Genomic DNA, 16,784 nt, shown 5'->3' on the forward strand with positions numbered 1-16,784 from the left:
TCGCTGGCGTCGGGCACTGGCGTCAAATAGGCCTATCATGAGGCGATCAGATTCTGGAGTCTTGCATCATGATCAATGGTCACCAGCCGCCCGCGTGGGACGTGCAGGCCTGGCTCAATACCGACAACCCGCTTTCGCTGGACGACTTGCGCGGCCGTGTCGTGGTCATGCACGCTTTCCAGATGCTTTGCCCGGGATGCGTCTCGCACGGCATTCCACAAGCGAAGGCCATCCAGCAGGCCTTTCCGCCGAGCCGGGTCCAAGTCGTCGGACTGCATACGGTGTTCGAACACCACGAATCCATGAACGAGACGGCGCTGAAGGCGTTCCTGTACGAGTACCGTATCCGGTTTCCTGTCGGCATCGACCGACCTGACCCGCGCGGCAACCCGTTGCCCGTCACCATGCAGGCCTGGCATCTGGAGGGTACGCCGACGCTGCTCATCCTGGACGCGCAAGGTCGCATCCGCTTGCAGCATTTCGGCCAGCTCGACGATCTGCGCACGGGCGCAGTCATCGGTCAGCTCATGGCTGAGGCGGACGCGGGCTTTTCGGCAACTGTCCCATGAGGTTGGTCAACAGATCAATGGGGACGGGCAATACCAGCGTGGACGACTTGTCGCCGGCCACCTGAGTCAGGGTTTCCAGGTACCGAAGCTGCATGGATGTGGGTTCCTGCGCCAGCGTGCGCGCCGCATCGGCCAGCGCCTGTGCGGCTTGCCGCTCGCCCTCGGCATGAATGACCTTCGCCCGCCGGTCGCGCTCGGCTTCCGCCTGGCGCGCCATGGCCCGAACCATGGTGTCATTGAGACCAATGTCCTTGATTTCGACGTTGGTGACCTTGATCCCCCAGCCGTCAGTCTGCGCATCCAGGATGGTCTGGATATCCAGATTGAGCTTCTCGCGTTCGGACAGCATCTCGTCCAGTTCGTGCTTGCCCAACACCGCTCGCAACGTGGTCTGCGCAAGCTGGCTGGTGGCCTCCAGGAAGTGCTCTACCTGGATGATGGCCTTGCCGGGGTCCACGACGCGGAAATATACGACCGCGTTGACCTGCACCGACACGTTGTCGCGGGAGATCACCGCCTGTGGGGGGATGTCCAGCGTCACGACCCGCATGTCCACCCGCACCACATGCTGCAGGAACGGGATGACCACGATGAGGCCCGGCCCCTTGGAGCCCGAAAACCGGCCCAAGGTGAAGAGCACGGCACGCTCGTATTCCCGCAGGACATGAAACAGTCGGAAGAGCACGACGAGCAGGAAGATGAGTACCAGAAGGCTCACGCCCGAGCCCAGATCGAGAAACATCATGGTGGTTCTCCAGTGGAACCTTCAGGTTCCGGAAGGGGGGCGACTTCGAGGATCAGGCCGTGCACCGATCGGACCCGTACGGATTGGCCCATTGCCAGCGGCTGATCGGCACGTACCTGCCAGGCCTCGCCCCGGACTTGTGCCCAGGCCCGGCCCCGCGAGTCGGATGCTTGCGTGACTTCACCCGTCATGCCCGGAAGCTCTTCGTTGCCGGCGCGGGCACGGTGGCGATGCGCTTGAATCGCCAGCACGACCGCCAGCAGGATGATCAGGCCCAGCATGATCAACGCCCAGGTCGATTGGGAGCTGAAGTAGACCAGCAGCATGGCTGTCCGCCCGTTCAGGATCAGTGGTGTCTGGCGCGGGCTGCCAGGAGCTCCGCGAGCACGACCGCCTGGTTGTGCTCCGGATCGCGGGCCCCATACACCAGTGTGATGGGCCTGCCCTGCGCCTCGTCCAGGATTTCACCCATCAGGGCCTGTGCCTGCTCGCTTTTCAGCTCGGTCACGTAGTCTCGCCGGAAATCTTCCCACCGGTCGGTCTGGTGCCCGAACCATTTGCGCAGCTCCGAGCTGGGCGCCAGGTCCTTGCACCATCTGTCGTACTTAAGCGTGGCCTTGGACAGGCCACGCGGCCAGAGCCGGTCCACGAGCACACGAAACCCGTCGCTATCGGCGGATGCCTCATAGGCGCGCTTGATGTGCACAGAGACAGTCATGGTTCAGCCTTTGCTGGGATGCGTCATGTCCAGGGGGATGATCCATTCATCGTACTGCGCATCAGTCAGGAATCCCAGCGCCAGCGCGGCCGCGCGCAGCGTGGTGTGTTCGTGGTGCGCCTTCTTGGCGATGGCCGCCGCCTTGTCGTAGCCAATGTGGCGATTCAGCGCAGTCACCAGCATCAGGTTCTTCTCGAGGTTCTCCTGGATGCGCGGCAGGTTGGGTTCAATTCCGGCAGCGCAATGCTCGTCGAAGGACAGGCACGCGTCGGCCAGCAGCCCGATGCTCTCGAGCACATTGTGCACCATGACGGGCTTGTAGACGTTCAACTGGAAATTGCCCTGGGACCCTGCAAACGCCACCGCGGTGTCGTTGCCGTACACCTGGACGCACACCATGGTCATCGCCTCGCATTGCGTGGGATTGACCTTGCCCGGCATGATGGAAGAACCCGGCTCGTTTTCGGGGATGGTCAGCTCGCCGATGCCGCAGCGCGGCCCGCTCGCCAACCAGCGGACGTCGTTGGCGATCTTCATGAGTGCCGCCGCCAGCGTGCGCAACGCGGCCGAAAGGTTCACCAATGCATCGTGAGCCGAGAGCGCGAAGAACTTGTTCTCGGCGCTGCGAAACGGCAGGCCCGTGATGTCGGCGATGCGCGCCGCTGCCAGTTCGCCGAATCGCGGATGGGCGTTCAGCCCCGTGCCCACGGCCGTGCCACCGATGGCGAGGCTGTAGATTCCGGGCAGCGCCGCTTGCACGGCGTCCAGCGCGAAATCGAGCTGTGCCACCCAGCCGCTGATTTCCTGTCCAACCGTGATGGGTGTTGCATCCTGGAGGTGCGTGCGACCGGTCTTCACGATCCCCTGGTAGGCGCGGGCCTTGGCGTCCAGCGTTTCGCGCAGGCGCCCCACTGCCGGGAAGAGCCGACGCGAAAGTTCCGTGGCCACCGCAATGTGCATGGCGGTCGGAAAGGTGTCGTTCGATGATTGCCCGCGGTTGACGTGATCGTTGGGGTGTACCGGCTTTTTCGTTCCCATGGCTCCGCCAGCCAGTTCGATCGCCCGATTGGAGATCACTTCGTTGGCGTTCATGTTGGACTGGGTGCCCGAGCCTGTCTGGAACACCACCAGCGGGAATTCGCTGTTGTGCTTGCCCTCGATGACTTCGTCAGCGGCTCGCACGACGAGCTGTGCAATATCGGCCGGCAGTTCGCCGAGTTCGGAATTGGCCTGAGCGGCGGCCTTCTTCAGGACTCCCAGCGCGCGGATGATGGGTGCGGTCCAGCGAAAGCGGTCCACGCCAATCGGGAAGTTCTGGATCGAACGCTGCGTCTGAGCCCCCCAGTAATGAGACACGGGCACCTCGATGGCGCCCATGGAATCGGTTTCAGTGCGGCTGTCGGCCATGAGTCATGCTCCTAAGAATGAAATTCGGGGGTTCCCGCAACCCGCGCGGGTGGATTATCGCTGAATTGGTCGTACCATGCGCGCGCCACGTCCAGCATGCGGTTGGCGAACCCCCATTCGTTGTCGAACCAGACCAGCAGACTGGCAAAGTTCTGATTGTTGACCCTGATCTGCTCAAGATCCACGATGGCTGAGTGCGTGTTGTGGTTGAAGTCCACCGAAGCGTGGGGCTGATCCGTGCAGGCCAGCAGCGACGGCTGGGCGCGGGCAGCCGCCAGAAACAGCGCTTTCAGAGCTTGAGGGTCGGTCGACCGACTCAGGTTGACCGATACATCGATGGCCGACACGTTCAGGATGGGGACGCGGACGGCCTTTGCCTGGATCCTTCCCGCCAAGCCCGGCAACAGGCGCTCCACGCCTTGCGCGAGTCCTGTCGCCACCGGCACGATGGACTGCATCGCGGAGCGCGTGCGCCTCAAGTCGGCATGATGGTAGCCATCGATCATGGGCTGATCATTCATGACAGAATGCAACGTGGTCAAGAACGCGCTGGACACCCCCAGGTTCCGGTCCAGCACGTCCAGAATCGGCACGATCGCATTGGTGGTGCAGGACGCGGCCGAGACGATGTGCTGGTCCGCCTTCAGACCCGCGTCATTGACGCCATAGACGACGGTGAAATCCACCTCGGAGGCGCCTCGCCCCGGGTGTGATACCAGAACGCGGGGACATCCCGCATCGATGAACGGCTGCAGGCTTGCCCGAGTCGAAAATGCGCCGGAGCATTCCAGCAGCAGGTCAAAGTCCAGTGCCGCCCACGGGCCTCTGGCGGGCTCGCTGGCATGGAAGACTGGAATGTCGCAGCCCTCGATGGACAGGCCGCCCTCCCCCGCCTCAACCCGGCCCGGAAATACCCCGTGCGTGGAATCGTACTGGGTCAGGTAAACCATGGATTCCAGGTCGGCTGGCTCGTTGATGGCCACGATCTTGATGGACTCCCTATGGGGGGATTCCATCAATGCGCGCAGGACGCAGCGGCCGATACGGCCATAGCCATTGATGGCAACGCGCAGGCAGCGGGACATGAATGATGATCCAGATATTCAGGAAAGCTCAGCTGCGGAAACCGGCCACCACGTTGCGCGGCTCGTCGCGGCAGTAAGCCTCGATATTATGGATGACCTGACGGGCCATGGCCTGGGCGGCGTCCCGGCTGGACCAGGCGACATGCGGCGTCAGGATGAAGTTCGGGTAGGCCAGCAGGCGCATCAACGGATGGTCCCGGCCGGGCGGCTCCTGGGATGCCACATCGAAGCCCGCACCGCAGATCTGGCCCGAGCGCAGCGCCTGTTCCAGCGCCAACTCATCCACCAGTCCACCGCGTGCCGTGTTGATGAGCAAGGGTTGGCGCTCCATCAGCGCGAACTCGGGAGCACCGATCATGCCGCGTGTCTGCTCATTGAGCGGGCAGTGCAGGCTGATGACGTCGCTGCTGCGCAAAAAGTGCCCGAAGTCGGTGTAATCCTCGGCCGGGGCGCCGGCATCGCGCCGCGCCGCGAACTGGACCTTCATGCCGAAGGCCCGGGCGATCTGGGCGACGGCTTCTCCGAGCGCCCCTCGTCCCACGATACCGAGCGTGGAACCCGCCAGGTCGCGCACCGGAAAATCGAAGTAGCAGAACTGTCCGCTTTGCTGCCAGCGGCCGTCCCGGACGGACTGGCGATACGCCAGCAGGCTGCGCTGCAATGCCAGTATGAGCGCAAATACGTGTTCGGGAACCGCGTGGCTGGCATAGTCCCGCACATTGGAGACGATGATTCCCAGTCGGTTGCAGGTCTCGAGGTCGATGTTGTCGGAACCCGTGGCGGCCAGTGCGATCATGCCGAGGTGGCGGGCTTGCTGCAGGGCCGGAGCGTCCATCTTCACTTTGTTCACGATGACGATATCGGCATCACGGATGCGCTCGGCGACCTCTTCACGTGCAGTGTGCGGATGGAATACGAATTCGTGCGGCACCGAAAGCCCGTCGAAATCCAGCCAGTCGGGCAAAGCTTCACGATCGAGAAAGACGACGCGCCGCGTATCCATATGCAGGCTTCTCCACTGATTTGTCGGCTCATAGTCTACCGCATGCATCGGGGGTCCGGATTCAGCGAGGAAAGGCGGCACTCTGCCGAATTGCCGGCATCGGCCAGGGCCGCTCCGGTGTTATAACGGACAAAGACCTTCAGTCCTCATTCAAGGAACAACATGAAACTGTATTACTGTCCGGGTGCCTGCCCGCTGGCAACCCATATTGTGCTCGAATGGATTGGCAAACCCTACGAAACAGAGCGCCTGACATGGGAGCAGACGAAGGAACCGCCCTATCTGGCGCTCAACCCCACCGGTGCCGTTCCGACGCTGGTCGACGGTGACTTTGTCCTGACCCAGAGCGCCGCCATTCTGGAATATCTGGCCGAACTGCATCCCGAAGCCAAGCTCATGGGATCGGACGTCCGAGGCCGCGCGGAGACGCGCCGCTGGCTGTCGATGTGCAACTCCGACATTCACCGCACGTTCGGGCTGGTGTTCGCCGCCTCGTACTTCGCCGGCGGAGATGAATCCCTTGCGAAGGTCCTGACCGACAATGCGCTCGCGAAGCTGAAGACCTTTTTCAAGATCGTCAACGACGACCTGAAGGGGCGTGACTGGCTCACGGGCCAGCGGTCGGTCGCCGACCCCTACCTGTTCGTGCTGCTGACATGGGCAGATGCGAAGAAGCTGGACCTCTCCGGGATGGATGACCTGCGTCGTTTCCAGAAAAAGATGGCCGCGGACAAAGGCGTCCAGGCCGCCTTGAAGGCGCAAGGGCTGGCCTGAGTGGCCCACGGCGTCGCCTGCAGGCGACGCCGGTGATCCAGGCACGGGTCCGTCTTGGGTCGGAACACCTTGCCCACGGCGTCGCCTGCAGGCGACGCCGGTGATCCAGGCACGCAAGGGTCCGCAGGGACCCTTGCATGTCCTGGATCACCCCCCAAGATACGCTTTGCGGACGTCGTCGTTTTTCAGCAGGTTGGCGCCACTGTCATGCAGCACGACCTTGCCCGTTTCCAGCACGTAGCCCCGGTCGGCCACCTGAAGGGCCTTGTTCGCATTCTGTTCGACCAAAAATACGGTGACGCCCTCATCCCGAATAGTGCGGATGATGTCGAAAATCTGGGCGATGATGAGCGGCGCGAGGCCCAGTGTAGGCTCATCCAGCAGCAGGAGCTTGGGGCGCGTCATGAGTGCCCGACCGATGGCCAGCATCTGCTGCTCGCCGCCCGACATGGTGCCGGCGCGTTGGGCCGCGCGTTCCTTCAGTCGCGGAAACAGCTCGAACACGTGCGCCATGCTTTCTTCGGTCTGCGCCCGGTCCAGGAAAAACGCCCCCATGTTGAGGTTTTCCGTGACGGTCAGATCCGAAAAGACGCGGCGCCCTTCGGGGGAGATGGCGATCCCGCGCTGCATGATGTCGTGTGTCGGAGCGCCTGTGATGTCCTGGCCGAGAAAGCTGATCTTGCCCGAGCGCGCCCTGGGGTTGCCGCAGGTCGTCATGAGCAGCGTCGTTTTGCCGGCACCGTTGGCGCCGATCAGGGTGACGATTTCGCCTTCGTTGACTTCCACCGAGACGTTGTTCAACGCCTGAATCGCACCATAGAACGTGCTGATGTTTTCCAGTTTGAGCACGGTCATTCCCCCAGATAAGCTTTGATGACGCGTGGATCCGTGCGAATCGCCTCGGGCAGCCCGGTGGTGATGGGCTTGCCGTGTTCCATGACCAGGATGCGGTCGGACACTCCCATCACAAGGCTCATGTCATGTTCGATCAGCAGGACGGCCACGCCGAATTCGCGCCGCAACTGGTCAATGAGGGCCTGGAGATCACGCTTCTCCTGCGGATTCAGGCCGGCGGCCGGTTCGTCCAGCATGAGGAGCCGCGGCTTGGTGATCATGCAGCGTGCGATTTCCAGCCTGCGCTGGTGGCCGTACGCCAGATTGCCTGCTTCGCGATTGGCATATTGGCGGATCCCCATGAAGTCCAGCCACTGGGCGGCGCGCTTCTTGGCCTCGGATTCCGAACGGCGGAAGGACGGCAGCCGCAGCACGCCGCTGATCAGCCCGGTCTTCATCTGAGTGTGCTGGGCAACCAGCAGGTTTTCGAGCACCGTCAGGTTCTTGAACAGCCGGACGTTCTGGAATGTCCGCACCAGGCCATGCCGCGCGACTTTATGGCTGGGCTGACCCGTGATGTCCGTCCCTTCCAGGCGGATTGTCCCTGTGGAGGGCTTGTAGAAGCCGCCGACACAGTTGAAGACCGTGGTCTTGCCGGCGCCGTTGGGGCCGATGATGGCAAAGACCTCGTCGCGTCCCACTTCGAATTCCACCTGGTCGACGGCCAGCAGGCCGCCGAAGCGCATGGTCAGTCCGCTGACCGTCAGCAACACATCACTCATGATTCCAATTCCACTTGCGGACGTTTCATCGGCAGCAGACCTTGCGGGCGCCACACCATCATGACGACCATGACCAGACCGAAGATCAGCATGCGGTACTGGGCAAATTCACGCGCCAGTTCCGGTACGACAGTCAGCAGGGTCGCCGCCAGGATCACCCCGACCTGCGAGCCCATGCCTCCCAGAACGACGATGGACAGGATCAGCGCCGACTCGATGAAGGTGAAGGACTCTGGATTCACCAAGCCCTGGCGGGCCGCGAAAAAGGCTCCGCCGAAGCCGGCGAACATGGCTCCCATGGTGAAGGCCGAGAGCTTGATTGTCGTGGGATTCAGGCCCAGCGAACGGCAGGCAATCTCGTCTTCGCGCAGGGCCTCCCAGGCCCGCCCGATCGGCATGCGGATGAGTCGGCTGGTGAAGAACAGCGTCAGCAGGACCAGCACGAACGCCGTGAGGTAAAGGTAGATCACCACGTCGTCGCTGTTGAAACTCCAGCCCATGAGCTCATGGAAGGTCGGCAGGCCGTTGGTTGAGCGCCGCGCCATCTGGTAGCCGAAGAATGAAGGCTTGGGGATCCCCGAGATGCCGTCCGGCCCGCCGGTGAGGCCGTACAGGTTGATCAGCATGAGGCGGATGATTTCACCGAAGCCCAGCGTCACGATGGCGAGATAGTCGCCCCGCAGCCGCAGCACGGGAAAGCCCAGCAGGAACCCGAAAAGAGCCGACATCATGCCCGAAAATGGCAGTGCCTCCCAGAATCCCCACCCGGCCCAGTGATACAGCAGCGCATAGGTGTAGGCTCCGGTGGCGTAAAAGCCCACGAATCCCAGGTCCAGCAGGCCCGCGTACCCGACCACGACGTTCAGGCCCAGGCCCAGCATGATGTAGATGAGCACCAGCGTCGCGATATCCACCTGCGCGCGGCCCGTGAAGAACGGCCAGGCGACGGCGAACAGGATCAGCACCAGGATGACTTTCTGGCGCACTTTATCCGTCATGGGCGGAATCTTGAAACGCTGTGTCGACGGTTTGCGGCGATGCAGCAGCGGCCGCAGCAGGTGCCCGACGAACACCACCAGCATGCCACCCAGGATCATCTTCCAGTCGGGCTGCAGATAGGTTTCCTGGCCTCGGCGCAGAATCTGCAGGCCGTAGACGGGGGCAATGATGACGCCAGCCATCAGGGCTGCGATCACCGCATTCTTGATATTGGTTGCCATCAGACTTTTTCCACTTCGGGTTTGCCCAGCAGCCCTGTGGGCCGGAACAGCAGGATGAAGACAAGCAGCAGGAAGGCGACAATGTCCTTGTACTGCGACGAAATGAAGGCGGCAGCGAAGGTTTCGGCGAGCCCCAGGAGAATCCCGCCCAGCATCGCGCCCGGGATGCTCCCGATACCGCCCAGTACGGCCGCCGTGAAGGCCTTGATGCCCGCCATGAACCCGATGAAGGGATTGAGCTTGCCGATCGCCAGCGCGATCAGCACGCCGCCTACGGCCGCGAGCATGGCGCCGATCATGAAGGTGAAGGAGATGATCCTGTCAGTATTGATCCCGAGCAGGTTGGCCATGTGGATGTCCTGCGCGCAGGCGCGGGATGCCTGCCCCGTGCGGGAATACTTGATGAACATCCACAGTCCGACCATGGCCACGACCGTGACGATAATGATCATGATGCGCGAATAAGGCGCGGTGACCGTGAAATTGCTGGTGCCTAGCGTGAAATCGATGGAACCGGTGATCAGCGCGGGGACGGCCATGTCGCGGGCCCCCTGCCCCGTCGCGACCCAGTTCTGCAGGAAAATCGACATTCCGATGGCGGAGATCAGCGGCACCAACCGCGGGCTGCTGCGCAGCGGGGCATAGGCGATCTTCTCGACCGCGTAGCCATAGACCGCCGTCACGGCTGCGGCCACGACCAGCATGGCCAGCACCATCATCGGCAACGGCAGGCCGCTGCCAAGCCCGATGGCCGACAGCGTCACCAAGCCGGTATAGGCACCGATCATGTAGATTTCGCCGTGCGCGAAATTGATGAGGCCGATGATGCCGTAGACCATGGTGTAGCCGATGGCGATCAAGGCATAGATCGCACCGAGCGACAAGCCGTTGAACAACTGTTGCGTCAGTAGAGGAAGCAGGTCGGACATAATCGAAGATGTTTCTGAAGAGGGCCCGGGTGCGGCCACCCGGGCAGGCGGAGCCCCGACGGGCATCGGGGCCGGCCAGCCGGTCAGGGCTGGATCTGGGTCATGTTGCCGTTGGCATCCCAGCGGAACACGGCAAACTCGAAGTGCTTCAGGTCTCCCTTCGCGTCGTAATCCACGTCGCCAATGGCCGTCTTGAACGTATGCGAGTGCATGTAATCGGCGACCTTGTCAGCGTCCGGACCTACCGCATTGATGCTGTCGGCCAGCACTTGAACGGCGGCGTAAGACGTGATGGTAAAGGCGCCGTCCGGACTGCGCTTGTACTTCTTGAAGTCCTCGAGGATATGTTCATTGCCCTTGCGCTTGGTGAAATCCGCCGGCAGCGTGACCAACAGATGGTCCACGGCGGGACCGGCAATGGCGAGCAGATCCTTGTTGGCCACGCCCTCCGGCCCCATGAACTGCGTCTTCAGACCCTGCTCGCGCGCCTGGCGCAGCAGCAAGCCGAGCTCGGGATGATAGCCTCCGAAATAGATCAGGTCGGGTCCCAGCGCCTTCAGCTTCGAAATCACCGCCGAGTAATCGCTGTCGCCGACATTGATGCCTTCGAACAGGGCGACATTCACCCCATCCTTCTGCAGGGACTTCTGAACCTGTGTGGCCACCCCCGAACCGTAGGTCTGCTTGTCGTGGAGGATTGCGACCTTCTTCGGCTTGAGTTGCTGGGCGATGTAGTCGGCGGCAAACGGACCCTGCTGGTCGTCGCGCCCTATGGTGCGGAAGAAATAGTGCGGCTTGATCGTGTCGGTCACCAGCGGCGACGTTGCACCCGGGGTGATCGCGACGATGCCTTCCTGTTCGTAGACGTTCACGGCTGGCACCGTCGTGCCCGAGCAGGCATGCGCCACGGCAAACCGGGCGCCCGAATTCACCACGCGGTTGGCGGCCGGTACCGACTGCTTGGGTTCGCAGCCGTCATCGATCAACAGGGGCTCGATCTTCATGCCCTTGATGCCGCCTTTCTCGTTGAGCGCATCGATGGCCGTCAGTGCGCCGGCCTGGATCTGGTCGCCGTATTGAGTGTTGGGGCCGGTCATTGGCTGGGGGATGCCGATCTTCAGGGTGTTCCCCTGTGCGGCGGTGGCCAAGGACAACGCCCCCAGCGCCAGTGCGGCGGGGATGATACGCAATTTCAGATTCATTCAAAAAGTCTCCGGTAGAGGCGCCGCTGGCTGATGGTGACGATGACCCCCTGTCGGGGTCAGTTGGCAAGGGCACCGGGCGCAGGTTGTGCGCCTCCACCCTGAGCGGCAGGCCGTATTCTGACGACTCACCCCACCCCTGTCACTACGGTTAATCCCTATGGCGGGAATCAGGTCGAAAATTCGCGGGCCAGTTCCTTGGCGCGGCGCGCGGCGGCTGCGACAGCCTTGCCTATGGTGTCGCTCAGGTGCTTATCCCGAAACACGGACAACGCCGCGGCTGTCGTGCCGCCCTTCGAGGTCACGCGTTCACGCAATACCGAGGGGGCGTCCGGCGACAGGGTCGCAAGCTGCGTGGCACCATGAAAGGTGCCCAACGCGAGCTGGCGCGCCTGTTCGGCCGACAGGCCCTGCTCCTGGGCGGCGGCCATCAGTGCCTCGATGAACAGGAATACGTAGGCCGGGCCACTTCCGGATACGGCCGTCACCGCATCGATCGCCGCATCGTCCGGGACCCAGAGCACATCGCCCACCGCCCGCAGCAATTCCTCGGCCTGGGCGCGATCCGCTTCATCGACTCCCGCCAGTGCAGTCATGCCGGTGATCCCGCAGCCGATCAGGGCGGGCGTATTGGGCATGCACCGCACGACGCGCGTGTAGGGCCGGGCATCGTCGCCCAGCCATCGGGCGATGGCCTCCCCAGGGATGCCGGCCGCGATGCTGATGATCAGCGTGTCCGGCCGCAGCCAGGGGCGGCATTGCCGGACGACCTCGGGCATGACCTGGGGCTTCACCGCGAAGAACCAGACGCGGCAGTCCGACAGCCGCGCGTCGGGAGCGCCTGCGGCGGTGGTCCCGAGTTCTTCCCAGTGCGCGCGTTTTTCCGCGCCCGGGTCGATCACATGGACATCGGCTGCGGCACAGCGCCGCCCGATCAGCCCGCTGGCCAGGGCGCTCGCCATGTTTCCGCCGCCAATGAGTGCAAGAGTCAGTCGTTCTTTCATGGGGCAACATTGTACGATCAGACGGCGTGCCGTGGGCAGTGACCGCCGCGTGAATAAGGATTGAAACGGATATCCGGAACGGCGCCAAGCGGGTATCCTCGGCAAACGAAACGTCGGGTTTCAGGGTTCACGGAACGGTCGTGCGGGTTCCGTACAATCCCGCCGCAATCGCCCGTTTCGCTCGGGCGATCCTCACAGGAGAAGACTGATGACTCACATGATTCCCCGTCTGACCGTCCTGGCCGCCATGATCGCCGGCGCCGGCGTCGCACAGGCCGCCACGGACATCACGTTCTGGCACTCCATGGAAGGCCCTCTGGGCGAGCGCGTGACCAAGATCGCCCAGGACTTCAACGCCAGTCAGTCCGACTATGTGGTGCATGCCGTCTACAAAGGCAACTATGGGGAGTCCATGAACGCGGGCATCGCGGCGTTCCGGGCGGGAAACGCGCCCGACATCCTGCAGGTCTTCGAGGTCGGAACAGCCACCATGATGTACGCCAAGGGCGCCATCAAGCCGGTCCAGGACCTGTCCGAGGCGGTGGGCGATCCGATCAAACCGTCCGACTTTCTGGGCGCCGTGGCCGGATATTATTCGTCCAGCTCGGGCAAGCTGGTGTCGATGCCGTTCAACAGCTCCACCCCGGTCATGTACTACAACAAGGACGCCTTCCAGAAAGCGGGACTGAACCCTGATCAGCCGCCCAAGACCTGGCCGGAAGTGGCCGACGCCGCCAAGAAGCTGCGGGCGGCCGGTATGGAGTGCGGTTACTCCACGGCGTGGCCTTCGTGGGTACAACTGGAGAACTTCGCGGCCTGGCACAATGTGCCCTATGCCTCCGAAAACAACGGGTTCGGCGGTCTGGATGCGCGTTTGCAACTGGACACTCCCCTCTTCAAGAAGCACATGACCTTCCTGGCGGATATGGCCAAGGCGGGGACCTTTACCTACGGTGGGCGCGGCGATGCCGGTAATGCCTTGTTCACCACCGGAAAATGCGGCATGTATACGGGTTCCAGCGGCCTGCGTTCGACGATCCTGAAGACCGGGCAGTTCAAATTCGGCACCACCACCCTTCCCTATTATCCGGATGTGAAAGGCGCTCCACAAAATTCCATTATTGGCGGCGCATCTCTGTGGGTATTCGCAGGCAAATCGGACACCGTCTACAAGGGCGTCATCAAGTTCTTCAAATATCTTTCCAGTCCCCAGCAGGCTGCCGCCTGGCATCAGGGCACAGGCTACGTGCCGGTGACCAAGGCCGGTTATCAGCTCACGAAGGAGTCCGGTTTTTATGATAAAAACCCGGGCACGGAAATCGCCGTCAAGCAGCTCGACGCGACGACGACCGAAAGCTCCCGCGGGATTCGTCTGGGCTACCTGCCGCAGATCCGCGACATCGAGGACGCCACGATGGAACAGATCTTCGCCGGCAAGGTCAGCCCCGAGGACGGACTGAAGAAGATGGTCAGCGGCGGCAACGAACTGCTGGGGAGATTCCAGAAGAGCGTGCGTTAACGCCGCGTCCCCGATCGCGGGTCCGGACTGCCGGTGGCTTCGAGGGACGGCCGGCAGTCCATCTCGCAGAACCTTTGTCGCCCATGGAAAAACGCGTTGTCTTTCATCACCGGACCCTGCCATGGCTGCTGCTTGCGCCACAGCTCGCCATTACGCTGATCTTCTTCTTCTGGCCGGCCGGCCAGGCCATGTGGCAGTCCTTTCGCCTGGAAGATCCTTTCGGGCTATCGTCGCAGTTCGTCGGACTGGCCAATTTCATTGATCTGTTCTCCAATTCCGAATATCTCGATTCGTTTCGCACCACGGCCTGGTTCTCGGCCCTGGTAGCGTTCTTTGGCCTGTCGATTTCGTTGCTGCTGGCGGTGATGGCCGATCGCGTGATGCGTGCGGCCGCCTTCTACAAGACACTCCTCATCTGGCCTTACGCGGTGGCGGCTGCCGTGGCGGGGGTGCTGTGGTTGTTCCTGTTTTCGCCGTCGGTGGGTATCCTGGCGGTCTTCATGGTGAAGGCCGGATTGCAGTGGAATCCGCGGCTGAACGGGACTGACGCGATGGCGCTGGTTGTCTTCGCCTCGGTCTGGAAACAAATTTCATATAACTTCCTGTTCTTCCTGGCTGGCCTTCAATCCATCCCGCGCTCGCTCATCGAGGCCGCCTCCATCGACGGCGCGGGCCCGGGCCGACGCTTCTGGACCATCGTCTTTCCGCTGCTGTCGCCCACGACGTTCTTCCTGCTCATCATCAATTTCATCTACGCGTTCTTCGATACCTTCGCCGTCATCGACGTAGTGACCCAGGGCGGCCCGGGCCACGCCACCGATATCCTGGTCTACAAGGTCTACAACGCCGGCTTCAAGGGGCTTGACCTGGGGTCTTCGGCAGCTCAATCCGTCGTGCTCATGCTGATCGTCATCGTCCTGACGGCGCTGCAGTTCCGCTACGTGGACCGCAAGGTGAATTACTGATGCTGCGCACCCTGTCTCGCCGGAGCCCCGATCGTGGTTGAACGCCGTCCCCTGCTGGATCTCGTGACGCACGTGGTGCTGATCGCGGGGGTAGTGGTCGTGGCCTTCCCGATCTACGTCGCCATCATCGCCTCCACGCAGACCGCACAGGAGGTCGCCCAAGCCCCCATGTCACTACTTCCTGGCGGGCATTTTCTGCACAACTACTGGGCCGTGCTGACCAGTGGGGGCAGCAACGCCCCGCCGGTGGGTCGCATGCTGTGGATCAGCAGCTTCATGGCCCTGGCGATCGCAGTCGGCAAGATTTTCATCTCAATGCTGTCGGCCTTTGCGGTGGTGTACTTCCGCTTCCGCTTCCGCATGCTGTGCTTCTGGATGATTTTCGTCACGCTGATGCTGCCCGTCGAGGTCCGCATCGCGCCGACCTATGCGGTGGTCGCCAATCTCGGCATGCTGAATACTTACGCCGGGCTCACCCTGCCGCTCATTGCTTCAGCGACCGCCACGTTCCTCTTCCGCCAATTCTTTCTCACAGTGCCTGACGAGCTGGTGGAGGCCGCCCGGATCGATGGCGCCGGCCCCATGCGCTTTTTCAAGGACATTCTGCTGCCCTTGTCACGGACCAGCATTGCAGCCCTGTTCGTGATCCAGTTCATCTACGGGTGGAACCAATACCTCTGGCCGCTCATCATCACCACGCACGAAAACATGTATCCCATCGTGGTCGGCATCCAGCGCATGATCGCGGGCGGTGACAGCGTGACGGAATGGAACCTGGTCATGGCGACCGCGATACTGGCCATGCTGCCGCCGGCTGCGGTGGTGATCCTGATGCAAAGGTGGTTCGTCAAGGGTCTGGTCGACACCGAGAAATAGGAAATCGCTTTTCATGGCTACACTGAGCTTCCAGGATGTCCGCAAAACCTACCCCGGCGGCGCCGAAGTCATCCACGGCATCTCCATGGCCGTTCGGGATGGCGAGTTCGTCGTCATCGTGGGGCCCTCGGGCTGCGGAAAATCCACCTTGATGCGCATGGTCGCGGGCCTGGAATCCGTCACAGGCGGTCAGATCCGGATCGGTGACCGTGTGGTCAATGATCTGGAGCCCGCCGAGCGCGACATCGCCATGGTGTTCCAGAATTACGCGCTCTATCCGCACATGAGCGTCTTCGACAACATGGCCTATGGGCTGAAGATCCGTAAGCTGGGCCGCGCCGAAATCCGGCGCAGAGTCGAGGATGCCGCTCGCATCCTGGAGCTGGAACAGCTACTGGAACGGCGCCCACGCCAGCTCTCCGGCGGCCAGCGTCAGCGGGTCGCGATGGGCCGGGCCATCGTACGCGAGCCCGCCGTTTTCCTGTTCGACGAGCCGCTATCCAATCTGGATGCCAAACTGAGGGTGCAGATGCGCCTGGAAATACAGAAACTGCACCAGCGCCTGGGCACCACCAGCCTGTACGTCACGCACGACCAAATCGAAGCGATGACGCTCGCCCATCGCATGATCGTGATGAATCAGGGCATTCCAGAGCAGATCGGGACTCCTGCGGAGGTCTTCGAGCGCCCTGCGTCGCTCTTCGTCGCCGGCTTCATTGGCGCGCCCCCCATGAATCTGCTCGAGGTCACCATCGACGCACAGGGGCGCCCGCTGGATCCCGAGGGGCGCACGCTGCCCTTCCTGACGCCGGAGAATCGCGTCGGGAAACTGATTCTCGGCCTGCGCCCCGAGCATCTGCGCCTGCACGCTGCCAACGGGTTGAACGCGAGCGTCGAGATGATCGAAATCCTGGGATCCGAACAGCTCATCCACATGCGCTGGGGACCACAGCCCCTGGTGCTGCGTTGCACGGTTTCGGAGACGCGCGACAGGCCTTTGGCCATCGGCGACAGAATCGTTGTGGGGCTCGATGGAGAGCATCGGGCGCACTGGTTCGAGCCGCAGACCGGCCGGCGCATCGACGACAGCGCGGCCTATCGGGAAGCTGTGGCACTGCCATAAAAGACAGCGCTGTATAGCACTGCACCCCA

The 16,784-nt window shown here is 62.5% G+C and carries 18 protein-coding genes; 6 read left to right on the forward strand and 12 right to left on the reverse strand.

Translation table 11 applies throughout. The features are described 5' to 3' along the window. Positions 1-68 precede the first annotated feature (68 nt). Positions 69-569, forward strand: a complete 501-nt coding sequence (locus ACVCMJ_RS03405) for a redoxin domain-containing protein (RefSeq protein WP_447080052.1) — start codon at positions 69-71, stop codon at positions 567-569. Here ACVCMJ_RS03405 and ACVCMJ_RS03410 read toward each other — a convergent pair. From ACVCMJ_RS03410 to ACVCMJ_RS03435, 6 genes are read right to left on the reverse strand one after another with little or no spacing between them, the layout of a single operon-like run. Beyond that, positions 526-1,311: a slipin family protein gene (locus ACVCMJ_RS03410; RefSeq protein WP_447082655.1), complete on the reverse strand. Its 786-nt coding sequence runs from the start codon at positions 1,309-1,311 to the stop codon at positions 526-528. The two genes, ACVCMJ_RS03405 and ACVCMJ_RS03410, sit on opposite strands and share 44 nt — an antisense overlap. Continuing rightward, complete coding sequence (locus ACVCMJ_RS03415) at positions 1,311-1,640, reverse strand: NfeD family protein (RefSeq protein WP_447080053.1); 330 nt, start codon at positions 1,638-1,640, stop codon at positions 1,311-1,313. Before ACVCMJ_RS03415 ends, ACVCMJ_RS03410 begins: the two co-directional genes overlap by 1 nt. 20 nt (positions 1,641-1,660) lie before the next feature. Next, positions 1,661-2,032 carry a DUF488 domain-containing protein gene (locus tag ACVCMJ_RS03420; RefSeq protein WP_447080054.1) on the reverse strand — a complete coding sequence of 124 codons (372 nt, stop codon included), beginning with the start codon at positions 2,030-2,032 and terminating at the stop codon, positions 1,661-1,663. Positions 2,033-2,035: 3 nt separating this feature from the next. Beyond that, complete coding sequence (fumC, locus tag ACVCMJ_RS03425) at positions 2,036-3,439, reverse strand: class II fumarate hydratase (RefSeq protein ID WP_447080055.1); 1,404 nt, start codon at positions 3,437-3,439, stop codon at positions 2,036-2,038. An 11-nt stretch (positions 3,440-3,450) separates the two neighbouring features. Then, entirely contained in the window at positions 3,451-4,524 is a 1,074-nt protein-coding gene (locus ACVCMJ_RS03430) for a type I glyceraldehyde-3-phosphate dehydrogenase (protein WP_447080056.1), read from the reverse strand. Between the two features lie 28 nt (positions 4,525-4,552). Continuing rightward, positions 4,553-5,527 (reverse strand): D-2-hydroxyacid dehydrogenase, encoded by a 975-nt coding sequence (locus ACVCMJ_RS03435; protein WP_447080057.1) that lies wholly within the window; start codon positions 5,525-5,527, stop codon positions 4,553-4,555. A gap of 162 nt (positions 5,528-5,689) precedes the next feature. Between ACVCMJ_RS03435 and ACVCMJ_RS03440 the strand changes: the two genes are divergently transcribed. Beyond that, complete coding sequence (locus ACVCMJ_RS03440) at positions 5,690-6,301, forward strand: glutathione S-transferase family protein (RefSeq protein ID WP_447080058.1); 612 nt, start codon at positions 5,690-5,692, stop codon at positions 6,299-6,301. 147 nt (positions 6,302-6,448) lie between these two features. On the opposite strand, the gene ACVCMJ_RS03445 is transcribed toward ACVCMJ_RS03440, so the two are convergent. The 6 genes from ACVCMJ_RS03445 to proC all read right to left on the reverse strand — a co-directional run bounded on the left by ACVCMJ_RS03445 (position 6,449) and on the right by proC (position 12,272). Next, the gene (locus tag ACVCMJ_RS03445) at positions 6,449-7,150 is read right to left on the reverse strand and encodes an ABC transporter ATP-binding protein (protein WP_447080059.1); all 702 of its coding nucleotides are present in this window, start codon (positions 7,148-7,150) and stop codon (positions 6,449-6,451) included. A 2-nt stretch (positions 7,151-7,152) separates the two neighbouring features. Next, positions 7,153-7,917: a high-affinity branched-chain amino acid ABC transporter ATP-binding protein LivG gene (livG, locus tag ACVCMJ_RS03450; protein WP_447080060.1), complete on the reverse strand. Its 765-nt coding sequence runs from the start codon at positions 7,915-7,917 to the stop codon at positions 7,153-7,155. Further along, on the reverse strand, positions 7,914-9,137 hold the full coding sequence (locus ACVCMJ_RS03455) for a high-affinity branched-chain amino acid ABC transporter permease LivM (protein WP_447080061.1): 1,224 nt from the start codon (positions 9,135-9,137) through the stop codon (positions 7,914-7,916). The genes livG and ACVCMJ_RS03455 overlap by 4 nt, the downstream gene beginning before the upstream one ends. Beyond that, positions 9,137-10,066, reverse strand: coding sequence for an ABC transporter permease subunit (locus ACVCMJ_RS03460; RefSeq protein WP_447080062.1), 930 nt, complete (start codon positions 10,064-10,066; stop codon positions 9,137-9,139). The genes ACVCMJ_RS03455 and ACVCMJ_RS03460 overlap by 1 nt, the downstream gene beginning before the upstream one ends. A gap of 83 nt (positions 10,067-10,149) precedes the next feature. Then, positions 10,150-11,268 carry a high-affinity branched-chain amino acid ABC transporter substrate-binding protein gene (locus ACVCMJ_RS03465; protein ID WP_447080063.1) on the reverse strand — a complete coding sequence of 373 codons (1,119 nt, stop codon included), beginning with the start codon at positions 11,266-11,268 and terminating at the stop codon, positions 10,150-10,152. Positions 11,269-11,438: 170 nt separating this feature from the next. Further along, positions 11,439-12,272, reverse strand: coding sequence for a pyrroline-5-carboxylate reductase (proC, locus tag ACVCMJ_RS03470; protein ID WP_447080064.1), 834 nt, complete (start codon positions 12,270-12,272; stop codon positions 11,439-11,441). A gap of 205 nt (positions 12,273-12,477) precedes the next feature. Between proC and ugpB the strand changes: the two genes are divergently transcribed. The 4 genes from ugpB (at position 12,478) to ACVCMJ_RS03490 (ending at position 16,755) form a co-directional block, all read left to right on the forward strand. Further along, positions 12,478-13,791 (forward strand): sn-glycerol-3-phosphate ABC transporter substrate-binding protein UgpB, encoded by a 1,314-nt coding sequence (ugpB, locus tag ACVCMJ_RS03475; protein WP_447082656.1) that lies wholly within the window; start codon positions 12,478-12,480, stop codon positions 13,789-13,791. Positions 13,792-13,874: 83 nt separating this feature from the next. Next, entirely contained in the window at positions 13,875-14,756 is an 882-nt protein-coding gene (ugpA, locus tag ACVCMJ_RS03480; protein WP_447080065.1) for a sn-glycerol-3-phosphate ABC transporter permease UgpA, read from the forward strand. A gap of 33 nt (positions 14,757-14,789) precedes the next feature. Then, positions 14,790-15,632 (forward strand): sn-glycerol-3-phosphate ABC transporter permease UgpE, encoded by an 843-nt coding sequence (gene ugpE / locus ACVCMJ_RS03485; RefSeq protein WP_447080066.1) that lies wholly within the window; start codon positions 14,790-14,792, stop codon positions 15,630-15,632. Between the two features lie 13 nt (positions 15,633-15,645). Then, the gene (locus ACVCMJ_RS03490) at positions 15,646-16,755 is read left to right on the forward strand and encodes a sn-glycerol-3-phosphate import ATP-binding protein UgpC (protein ID WP_447080067.1); all 1,110 of its coding nucleotides are present in this window, start codon (positions 15,646-15,648) and stop codon (positions 16,753-16,755) included. Positions 16,756-16,784: the final 29 nt, after the last annotated feature.

The organism is Castellaniella sp. UC4447_H14 (assembly GCF_052978285.1).